Below are 10,977 nucleotides of genomic sequence, written 5' to 3' on the forward strand. Positions count from 1 at the left end.
GAATGCCGCGCTCAACGTGTTGCAGGAAGCCCTCAGAACTACCGGGAGTTCCTCGGGAAGTCACGCCTGTGGACAGGGCAGCTCTGGCCGTCTCACGGGAGGCGGTGAACCTGCCCTGGGTGAAGCAGGAACCAACCACTGTTCAGGCTCTGTCCTCAATGGGTAAGTGTTGGAGAACGGTAATCTTCCGGCTCTCAGGAGAGGCGCATGTGAGCCAGCCTGCAAAAACTTGACGCACTCCCGCTATCTCTGCTACACTTAGACTGTTGCCACAAAACATATTGATATATCAATTACAAGGAAATTGCCCATATTGATGGAACTTCCCCGAATGCGTCTTTGAGCCGATAGCGGGAACGGCGATCAAGAGAAGAGCAGGAGCGCCATGAGCACATTCCCAGAACTACCACCGGCTCCCTCTGGGGAAGCGTTTCCTCTACTGCCGGGCGAAGCCGCCGGCATTGAAGAGCGCCTTCGGCGCAGCGAAGAGCGTTATCGCTCACTGGTAGCGGCCACAGCTCAGATTGTCTGGGTGGCCAATGCCCAGGGACTGGTCGAAGAGGACTCGCCGTCCTGGCGAGCCTATACCGGGCAGAGCTTTGAGGAGATCCTGGGTTTGGGCTGGCTAGAGGCAGTCCACCCTGACGACCGGCCTGGGACGCTACACGTCTGGTCGCAGGCGCTGGCCAGCGGTGGCTTTTACGAGATTGAGTATCGCATCCGGCGCTACGATGGCGTCTATCGCACCTTCTGGGTACGCGGTGTTCCAGTCCGTGAAGCTGACGGTAGCATTCGCGAATGGGTGGGCACCTGCACGGACATCACCGACCGCAAACGACTTGAAGACGAGCTAGTGCAGACAGCCTACGAGGCGACCCTGCGCGCGAATCAGCTAGAGGCGACCTTCGAGGCCATGACCGATGCGGTCTTTATCTTTGACTGCGATGGGCAAATTCTCGGCGTTAATGCCGCGGCCCGCCGCTTCTTGAACCGCGTGGCGCCGCTCTCTGGCAAGGAGATGACCGTCGATGACTATCTGGCCCAGCTGGACCTGCGCGATGCCACGGGGCAGCCGCTGCCGCGTGAGCAGTGGCCATCGCAGCGCCTGCTACGGGGTGAGGTGCTGGCCGATGCCCCGCTGAGCGATCTCCTCTTGCGTCTGCCCAGCGGCTGCGAGCGGCGGATCAGCGTGAGCGGCTCGCCGGTGCGCGATGACAGCGGCTCTGTCATCGGGGCTGTGGCCATTGGACGCGATGTCACCGAGCGCTATCTGCTAGAGCGCCGTACCCACGAGGCTCTGGAGGCCCTGCTTGCTCTGGCCGAGGCCCTGGTGGAGATCCCGCGCGACCTGGCTGACCCGCCTCCCCAGCAGGCAGGCTCCTCATCTGTCAAGGCAGACGGGTCCTGCCTGCAACAGAGGCATGAAATTACGCACCGCCTTGCGCGACTGATCTGCCAGGTCTTGAACTGCCATCAGGTGGCGATCCTGCACCTGGCGCCGGAGAGCGAACTGCTCCAGTTGCTGGCTTATGCCGGTGATGAGGGCGCTGGCGAGCGCTGGCTGCACTGGCTGTCTGGGAGTTGTTCCACTGAGCCGCAGCTCAGTCTCTGTTTCTCTCCCGAGGCTGTGGCTGCTTTAAGGGCTGATCGCTTGCTTGGTCAGAGCGGTGCTGAAGGCAGCGTTGTCCCGATCGAGGTCGGTGAGTGTTACGCGGCAGTGATTGCCCCGATGCTCATTGACCAGCAGCTCATTGGCCTGATTCGCATTCAGCAGGCCGAGCATGAGCAGCACGAATATAGCGCCGAAGAGATGGCGATCATCAGGGCCGTGGCCCGTCTGGCGGCCCTGGTCACTGAGCACGAGCGTCTCTTGCACGAGCGAGCGGAAGCGCGCGCCAATGAGCTGGCTCTGCGTGAGAGCAACCGTCGTATGGATGAGTTTCTCAGTATCGCCAGTCACGAACTCAGGACCCCGCTGACCACCATCAAGGGCAATGTCCAGCTTGCCCGACGCCATCTGCTGCGCCTGCCCCTGACCGCTGAGCAACGTGAAAAACTGGCTATCGTCCAGGAGCTGTTGGAGCGGACAGACCGCCAGACCGGTCTGCTGACCCGTCTGGTGCGCGACTTGCTAGAATCCTCGCGGGCCCAGGTTGATCGCCTGGTGATGCAGCGGCGGCCTGAGAATCTGCTGTCCATCGTCCGTCAGACGGTGAGCGATCTGCAGTCGACGGCGACCCAGCGGCGTATTCGTCTGCTGGTGGCTGGCCAGGAGCTGAGGCAGGAGAACGAGCCGGCGCCCATCATGGTGCTGGCTGATGCTGAGAGCATCGGTCTCGTTGTCACCAATTATCTCACCAACGCCATTAAGTACTCGCCACGCGAGAGTCCGATCGACGTCTCAATTGAGCGTGAAGAATGCCAGGCTCGCGTCTCTGTACGTGATCAGGGGCCGGGCCTTCCTCCCGCCGAGCAACGGCGCATCTGGGAGCGCTTCTATCGCGTTCCTGGCATCCAGGCCCAGGGAAGCGCCAGCCCTGGTCTTGGCCTGGGCCTGCACATCTGTAAAACCATTGTTGAGCGTCACCAGGGGAGCGTTGGGGTCTCCAGTCAGCCCGGAGCCGGATCAACCTTCTGGTTTACTCTACCCCTGCTCACAGATGCTGGCGAGGGGGCAGGTTAACGATAGCGCGTCTTCGCTTGTTGGCCAGCCGCAGGCTCCTATCTGTCTGTCTGCACAGGGGCGACTTCCTCCATTCCGCTATCTAGCCTGTCTGCTTGAATGCTTGACAGAAACGGCTCCGTTTTCTAAGCTAAAAGTGTCAGCCAGATCAACCCATCGCTCGTCGTCTCTCGCAATAGCTCATCAACCAATCTGCCCCTGTCATCCGTCGCTGACTTGTCGGTAGCCGTTGCCTTGCTGATCCAGAAGCGAGGGCGGCCAGAGAGGGTCAGCGGCTTTGGAGGACGAGCATCTCAAGCGAAGGCTGGAACAAGCCGATTGTTCCAGTAGGGACGAAGTAATCCAGCAGGGGGCTGAGTTCTGGTATGATCGACCATGATGATATGCGACAAGATGCCGAATGGGCCGCAGCGCAGCTTGAGCGTGGTCATCTCCTCGCGAAGCTGTCCACTGGCGATCGGCAACAACAGCTGAGTGAAGCTATAGCCTGTTACGAGGCGGCGTTGCAGGTCTACAGGCGGGAAGAGTATCCACGCGAGTGGGCCTCTGCCCAGAAAGGGCTGGGGGATGCTCTGGCCCAACTGGCCGCAGGCGAGCGCGAAGCGAATTTGAGGCGGGCCATAGCCTGCTACGAGGCGGCGTTGCAGGTCTACAGGCGGGAGGAGTATCCGCGCGAGTGGGCGCAGCTTCAGCACAATCTGGGCACCGTCTACAGCCAGCTGCCGGGCGGAGAACGCAGCGAGCAGCTGAGGCGGGCCATTACCTGCTATAAAGCGGCTCTCAGCGTCTTCCGCGGCGAACAGTTCGCTTTCCAGCGCGCGATCACCTTGCAGAACCTGGGTAATGCCTGGGGAGATCTGCCGACTGGAGAGCGCCATCGCAACCTGGAAAGGGCCATAGCCTGCTACAAGGCGGCCCTCCGCCTCTGCGATCGCCAGGAGCATCCTCTGGAGTGGGCACGGCTTCAGAACAATCTGGGCACGGCCTATCTAAGCCTGCCCGCTCGCAATCGTCGCCCGCAGCTGGAACGCGCTATTGCCTGCTATGAGGCCGCCCTGCAGATATATACCCATGTCACCCATCCCTACGAGTGGGCGACGGTGCAGCAGAATCGCGGCAATGCCTATCTTCAGCTGCCTGGTCAGCCACGTCGCGTCAATATCGAACGCGCCATTATGTGCTACCAGGCGGCCCGACGGGTCTTTACCCGCGATGCCTATCCGTGGGAGTGGGCGCGGCTCCAGAACAATCTCGGCATTGCCTATGCCGAGCTAGCCAGCGTAGGAGAGGAACAGGAGCGGCATCCCTATCTGGAGCGGGCGTTGATTTGCCTCCAGGCTGCGCTGGAGATACGCACGCCTGAGACGGCGCCGCTCGACTGGGCGGCGACACAGCTCAACCTGGGCAATGTCTACCGCAGCCTGCCCGGGCGCAAGCGTCAGGAGTATCTGGCGCGAGCTATCGACTGCTACCGGGCTGCCCTGCGTATCTATAACCGGGCCAGCCATCCCGTCGAGTGGGCGCTGACGCAGAGCAATCTCGGCAACGCCTATGCCGACTGTCTGGGGCCGGCGCGCTGCACCTTCTTACACAAGGCCATTGCAGCTTATCGGGCAGCGCTGCAGGTCTACACACGCGACGCTTTCCCATACGAATGGGCTAGAGTGCAGCATAATCTGGGTGTAGCTCTGCAGCAACTGGCAGGCCACCAGTCTGGTCTGCTCCGCCAGGCGGTGTGCTGTTATCGGGCAGCGTTGCAGATCTTGACGCGCGAAGGCCATCCCGAAGAATGGGCCCAGCTCCAGCGCGCTCTGGGGGATGCCTGGAGCAGCCTGCGTGAGGGCAATCGCTACCGTCATCTGCGGCAGGCTATAGCCTGCTATGCGGCGGCCCTGGAGGTCTACCGGCCCGACTGCACTCCCACCCTCTGGGCGGCCACCTTGCAAGCGCTGGGTAGGGTCTATCGCCGCCTGCCAGCCAGAGGCAGGAGCCGTCAGGTGGCGCTGCGCCAGGCCCTGGCCTGTTACGATCAGGCCCAGCAGGTCTACACGCGCGAGGCTTTCCCCTTTGAGTGGGCCCAGCTACAATTTGAACGCGGCAAGGCCTACAGCCAGCTGGGGCGCGATCCTCGCAGCAGGAGTGGCTACCTGGAGCAGGCACGCAACTGCTACCGGGCGGCTCTACGCGTCTTCTATCGCCTGCAGATGGATCGCCAGGCCGCGGCAGTGGATCTGGCCCTCAGTCGTCTCCGAAAGGCCCAGGCGCTGCAGTTCCGGCCTCATCTGCCGCCTCACCGCTCATGAGCCTGAGAGAGGGAGATGGCTCGGGCAAGAGACTACAAAGCCGCAGCCGCAGCCTCATCCGAGGCTGCGGCTTCTTCTGGGCGTTACGCCTCAAACCCAAGTGCCCGCGGGGGCTGCCTGAGCGTCTCACGTCTCACAAGGTTACTTAGACGGCGCTGCCAACAAAGGAGCGAAGCAGCGAATGGAAGGTCTCCGGCTGCTCCTCGTGCGGATGCTCACCGCAGCGTTCAAGGACGTGCGTTTCAAGCTGGGGATTGACGCGTTTGAAGGCCGCGCTGATGCCGGCGCCGTTGCGTCCCCAGAGCGCCATCACCGGCACAGTCAGGCGTGCAAGCGGTTCACTGACGTCGACGTGCAGTTTGCCAGCCAGGAGATCGGCCAGCGGGAAGCGCGCATCGGGCTGATGAGCGCTGATATAGGCATATTCGATCAACTCATCGCTAATGAGAGAAGGATCGTAGTAGGCGCGCTCTTCGTAGTAATTGCGGATTGCACTTCTGGTCGTCAGTAAATTGTAGGCGAACTGACCAACGAGCGGCAGACGCAAACCGAAGCGCATGGCCGCGCGCAGCGGACTTGGAGAAGGCTCTTCGAGCATCGTCTCTGGAGGCGAAACCAGCACCAGCCGCTCGTAGCTGCCCGGATGACGGTAGGCGTCGGCGATGGCGTAGGCCCCGCTCAGCCCGCGCGCCACAACGAGAGCCGGTGCGCGCACTGCCTCGCGCAGGAAATCGCTGAGCAGATCACTGAAGATCTGCGGCTCATAGGCAATGGCCGGACGGTCGGAGAGGCCAAAGCCAAGCAGGTCCAGGGCATAGACGCGAAAGTCTTGAGCCAGCGCCTCAATATTGCGTCGCCACTCGTAGGACGAGGCGCCAGGCCCAAGGCCGTGCACGAGCACCAGAGGCTTTGCTTCGCGCGCTCCCTGCATGGTGTAGAAGACATCACCATATTTCCAGGGATAGCGGCGCCCCTCTCCGGCAAGGCCGGGACTCAGCTCGCCGGCCAGCGCTTCGGTAATCTTATTGACCACCGCCACCGTCCCCAGCACACCACTGGCAATGAGGCCGGTCGCCACAATTTTCCCTCTGATTTTCATAAGAATGCTCCTTATGTCCCTCTGTCACTCACTAGAAAAAAACTTAGTGTTGTTTTGCTCGCGAATAGGTTGCAGCTATCCACCAGGAACGGACAGCGCGGAGCATCGGCTGCTCTCCTGATGGGGTAGCCGCTTGCTGCCGGCGCCGTCCACGTCGCCGGGCATAGTCGTGGGTCAACCGTAATATATCACGTGGGCTGAAAGAGGGGGAGTGCGGGATCAGCCAAAGAGGATAAAGGCGCTAACCGAGGAAGACCCAGGCAAGCCCTTGCGCACCAGGTCCACCATATGTTAAACTCTACTGTAGGTGGCGAGAGCGGTTCCTCTACCGTTCTCCTCCATCGTTTTCCTTCTCTAACCGTTTCCCCTGTCTCTGCTACTGCCCCTGCAAAAGGGGCCTTTGCGCGTAGGAGGCCTGTTCTGTGACCGGTACCGGGCTTGCTCTCTACGCGCACTATCTTGTGTTGATGTCTGGCTGGTGAGGACCAGTATGGCCTATTGTGTTGGTGAGTATTACGAGCGAGCTGAGGATTACGATCTGGAATATCAAAGCCAGAGCGAACAAGATGTTCCCTTCTGGCATGGATTGATCGAGGAATATCGGCCCCGGCATGTGCTGGAGCTGGCCTGCGGCAGCGGGCGCATTGGCCTGCCCCTGGCGCGCAGTTTCCCCGAACTCATCATTGAGGGCCTGGATAGTTCGCCCCAGATGCTCGCCGCCTACCGGCGCAAGCTCGGAGGCGAGCCGCTGGAGCTTCAGCGCCGCGTCATCCTCCATGAGGGCGACATGCGCAACTATCACTTGCCCGCCTGCGGCGACTTTGACCTGATTTTCCTGCCTTTCAACTCGGCGGGTCATCTCTATGCTATAGAAGAGCAGCTACAAACCTTTCGTTGCACATACGATCATCTGACGCCTGGAGGGCGCTTTGTTGTCGATGTGCTGCTTCCCAACCTCGATTATCTGAGCGCCGCTCTCAATCGTCCCACTCAGCTCTATCTGGAAGACGAAATCGGCGACCCTGCCAGCGAAAGTACCCTGCTCATCTACAGCAGCCGTCGCTACGATCCATGTGAGCAGCTTGAGCACATGGTCTGGATTCACGAACGCTTCTCCGAGCAAGGGGAGAATGAGCGCTATCTCACCCAGCTCGATCTACACATGTACTTTCCGCGTGAGTTGCAGCTACTCTTTCTCGCCAGCGGTTTCGCCGTAGAGGCCATCTATGGTGATTACGAGCGGCGGCCCTTTGGTAAAGGTACCAGGCAGATTATTGTTGGGCGCAAGAGAACGTAATATGAGGAGGGTACAATAATAGAGTAGGTAGATAGATCGATCCAGTTAGCCAAAGGCAATCACTCGGGCTGACGGCTCTTAGTTCTTGGTCCCTGGTCCACGTCTCTGTTGCAATTGCCGAACTCCACCCTGCCTGTCTCCATGCGAGCGGGGGAGCGGGAAGGGAGGGACTGCTATCTCATGAAAGCCCAATCGAAGAAACTCATGATTAGTGGCCAGCGTACTTGCCACTGTGATCCCTCCCATCTCAACTGCCTGACGCCCAAAGAATGGATCAAATGCCAGTTGGGCGTCTGGCAGTTCTCCTACGAGAAACGCGACATTCGCGACAAGCAGAGGCATCCGGCGGCCTTCCCCATTGCCCTGGCGCGGCGCTGCATTGAACTCTTCACCCATCGTGGCGAGCTGGTGCTTGATCCTTTCATGGGGAGCGGCACCACCCTGATCGCTGCCCGTGACGTCGGGCGCAACGCCGTCGGCTTCGACATCCATCCTGACTACGTAGCCCTGGCGGAGGAACGGCTCAGTAGTGAGCCGCTGCCCAGCGATCCCCTGGCAGCCCAGACTCGTCAGCTTGCCCTCCAGGATGACGCGCGCAACATTCCTTTGTATCTGGACCCTGAGAGCGTGGCCTGTATCGTAACCTCGCCCCCTTACGCTAACCTGCTCAACCGTGCGCGCCTCAACAAGAGCCGACGCGGTCAGGCGCGTAAAAACGATCAGTACCACCGTGTTGAGCAGTACAGCCAGCTTCCCGAAGACCTGGGCACGCTAGAGCTGGGAGCCTACGCCGAGGCTATGCGTGAAATCTTCGCTGGGCTACTACCCCTGCTCAAGAAGCGTGCTCATTGCGTAGTCAACGTCACCGACATGTGGTGGGAGAACCAGCGCATCACCATCCACCTGGCCGTGATCGAGGCCCTGCGCCTGGCCGGCTACGAGTTGCGCAACATCATCATCTGGGACCGTACGAATATTGTCAATCGTGTGGGGATCTTCGGCTGGCCCAGCAATTATATTACAATGGGCACCACCTTCGAGTATCTGCTCGACTTCTGGAAGCCCGAGTGAGAAGCGGTCAGCAAGTAGAAACGCCCATGTCTTCCCTGCCGCTGAAAGGTGCAGGAAGGACACAGGCGGTGCTAAGAGCGAGCGAACAACTTGCCTGGGACGAGCGACCCGGCTGCCTGGCTCATCAGGCTACCTGCCAGACGTGGATCTGGCCATCGTCGCCAGCGGAGGCCAGGCGCGTGCTGTCGGGCGACCAGGCCACGACGTTGACGTCCTCGGGATGCTCGCTATAGGTCAGGAGGTGGTCGCCGCTGGTGGCGTCCCAGACCTGGACGGTCTTGTCTTCGCCGGCGGAGGCCAGGCGTGCCCCATCGGGTGACCAGGCCAGGGCGGTCACCTCATCGCTATGATTGGTATAAGTCAGAATGTGATGCCCATTGGTAGCGTCCCAGACCTGGACGGTCTTATCTTCGCCGGCGGAGGCCAGGCGCGTGCTGTCGGGTGACCAGACCAGGGTAGTCACGCTGTCGGAATGGCCCTGATAGACGAAAATGACCTCCCAGGAGCTGGTATCGTAGATGCGGACTGTCTTATCCAGGCTGGCGGAAGCGATGCGGCTGCCATCGGGCGACCAGGCCACGGCGCTCACCAGGCTCGTATGACCGCGCAAGGTCGCCACGCGCTTGCCCGTCATAGCCTCCCAAACGAGAGCCTGCTTGCTCAAACTGGCGGAGACGATCAGGCGCCCATCGGGGGACCAGCTCAGAGAGATCACGGAATCCTGGTGGCCGCGGAAGGTCGTCACGCGGCGTCCACTGGCGGCCTCCCAGACATGGGCCGTGTGATCGTTGCTGCCTGAAGCAATGTAGATGCCATCGGGCGACCAGGCGGCGGTGCGCACCGGCTCTTGATGGCCGCGGTAAGCGAAGATCTCCCGTCCCGTGGTGGCGTCCCAGACCTGAAGAGTGTGATCGTAGCCGCCAGAGACCACCCGGCGCCCGTCGGGGGACCAGGCCAGAGCAAAGACGCGCTCGCTGTGACCGTTATACGTATAAAGACGCAGACGCCTGTCGGGCGTTGGTGTTGAAGGAGACACCTCCAGACGTGGAGTAATAGAGGAAGCGCCAGGCGCTGGGGTCGGTATCGAGATGATCTCGGGCGTGCTTCCGGCCCCAGCGGGCGTCTCTGGCGAGGCCGTCGTCAACGAGGGCAGGGTCTGCGACTGATTAATGAGCTGGCTGCTCGTCTGCATGGCGGCGATGCGTTGCAGCTCCTGTTTAATGGCCGCCATTGAGGCCGGGCGCTGCTGCTCATCGAGGCTCACCATCAGCATAATCAGCTTCTCCAGCTCGTACTCCAACGGCTGTGTATACGAATGCATGGCCGTAAAACGGAAAGGGGACTGCGTAGGACTCTGGCCGGTCAGTAGATGGTGCAGGGTTGCGCCCAGGCTGTAGACATCGGAGCGCGGCGTCGTCTGCGCTTTGCCGTACTGTTCGGGGGCGGCGTAGCCCCACGAGGCGAAGGCGCGAGTATCGCGCACCTGGCCTGGCTTAAAATGGCGAGCGATGCCGAAATCAATCAGGTAGAGATGGCCCTCGGCGGTGCGCATCACGTTGCTCGGCTTCAGATCGCGGAAAATAACGGGAGGCTGGCGGCTGTGGAGGTAGCTAAGCACCGAGCTGAGCTGAATGCCGATATCCAGCACCTCGGCAATGGGCAGTCCGGGCGGGCCGTTTGGATGTTCCCGCTGCCAGCGCAGCAGATACTGTTCCAGCGACTCGCCTTCGATGAAATCCATCACCAGATACCACTGCCCGTCTTCCGAGAAGTGGTCGTAGATGCGCGGCAGATTGGGATGCATCAGGTTCGCCAGCAGCAGGGCCTCCTGTTTGAAAGCCGCCGTGGCTTCCGTGATCTCTTCCGGGCCTAGACCGCTCTGGCTCATCTCTTTGATGGCCACAGTGCGGTCACCAAACTGAGTATCCTGGGCGCGATAGACGGCTCCCATGCCGCCCTTGCCGAGCAGGGCCACGATGCGGTAGCGCTGCCGCAGCAGATGGTTGATCGGAAGCTTGCCGGTGCTGGTGCTCAGATCAGAAGCGGTTTCTCTCTCGATCCCGGGTGTTGCAGAGAGAGGGCGCTCTGGCAAAGGCTGCCCACAGTGGAAGCAGAAGCGGGCCTGTGGGCGATTTGCCTGGCCGCAGCGGTCGCAGTAGATGGGAGTAGCATCGTCGTTGTACATCCGTTACGTTACTCCGTTGAGAGAGGAGCCGGGCCGGCCAGGACGCAGACAGAGACTGGGGCCACGGTCTCCGGTCGTCGTTGCCTTGCTTTGCATGGCGTTGCGTGCTTCAGTGCTCTACACGTTGGCTGAGGCGCGCAGGTTGCCGGTGTAGGAGAGTCGGCTCGCGCTCTCAGCTATAGTAACATTCTCTAAAGAAAGCTGTCAAACACCATGCAGAGTATTCATCATCCGCTTTTTGCCGCCGTTTACGAGCGACTGAGCCGCGCAGGGGGTGAGTGGGAGAAGGCCCTGAGAAGGGAAATCGTAGGGACGGCGCGGGGCCGTGTACTGGAGGTG

At 60.9% G+C, this 10,977-nt stretch carries 6 protein-coding genes; 4 read left to right on the plus strand and 2 right to left on the minus strand.

Annotated elements, in window-relative coordinates:
- The first annotated feature begins 385 nt into the window (after nucleotides 1–385).
- On the plus strand, nucleotides 386–2,683 hold the full coding sequence (locus IRZ31_RS16915) for a PAS domain S-box protein (protein WP_297155752.1): 2,298 nt from the start codon (nucleotides 386–388) through the stop codon (nucleotides 2,681–2,683).
- 365 nt (nucleotides 2,684–3,048) lie between these two features.
- On the plus strand, nucleotides 3,049–4,986 hold the full coding sequence (locus IRZ31_RS16920; RefSeq protein ID WP_297155754.1) for a tetratricopeptide repeat protein: 1,938 nt from the start codon (nucleotides 3,049–3,051) through the stop codon (nucleotides 4,984–4,986).
- 145 nt (nucleotides 4,987–5,131) lie between these two features.
- On the opposite strand, the gene IRZ31_RS16925 is transcribed toward IRZ31_RS16920, so the two are convergent.
- A complete protein-coding gene (locus tag IRZ31_RS16925; RefSeq protein WP_297155756.1) occupies nucleotides 5,132–6,085 on the minus strand; it encodes an alpha/beta fold hydrolase in 954 nt (317 codons plus the stop codon).
- A gap of 490 nt (nucleotides 6,086–6,575) precedes the next feature.
- On the opposite strand from IRZ31_RS16925, the gene IRZ31_RS16930 reads away from it, so the two are divergent.
- Both IRZ31_RS16930 and IRZ31_RS16935 read left to right on the plus strand, forming a co-directional pair.
- The gene (locus IRZ31_RS16930; RefSeq protein ID WP_297155759.1) at nucleotides 6,576–7,382 is read left to right on the plus strand and encodes a class I SAM-dependent methyltransferase; all 807 of its coding nucleotides are present in this window, start codon (nucleotides 6,576–6,578) and stop codon (nucleotides 7,380–7,382) included.
- A gap of 180 nt (nucleotides 7,383–7,562) precedes the next feature.
- Nucleotides 7,563–8,453, plus strand: coding sequence for a DNA methyltransferase (locus tag IRZ31_RS16935; RefSeq protein WP_297155762.1), 891 nt, complete (start codon nucleotides 7,563–7,565; stop codon nucleotides 8,451–8,453).
- A gap of 124 nt (nucleotides 8,454–8,577) precedes the next feature.
- Here IRZ31_RS16935 and IRZ31_RS16940 read toward each other — a convergent pair whose 3' ends face one another.
- Nucleotides 8,578–10,638: a WD40 repeat domain-containing serine/threonine-protein kinase gene (locus tag IRZ31_RS16940; RefSeq protein ID WP_297155765.1), complete on the minus strand. Its 2,061-nt coding sequence runs from the start codon at nucleotides 10,636–10,638 to the stop codon at nucleotides 8,578–8,580.
- Nucleotides 10,639–10,977: the final 339 nt, after the last annotated feature.

The sequence above is a fragment of the Thermogemmatispora sp. genome, from assembly GCF_019683635.1.
In the GTDB taxonomy this organism is placed as follows: domain Bacteria; phylum Chloroflexota; class Ktedonobacteria; order Ktedonobacterales; family Ktedonobacteraceae; genus Thermogemmatispora.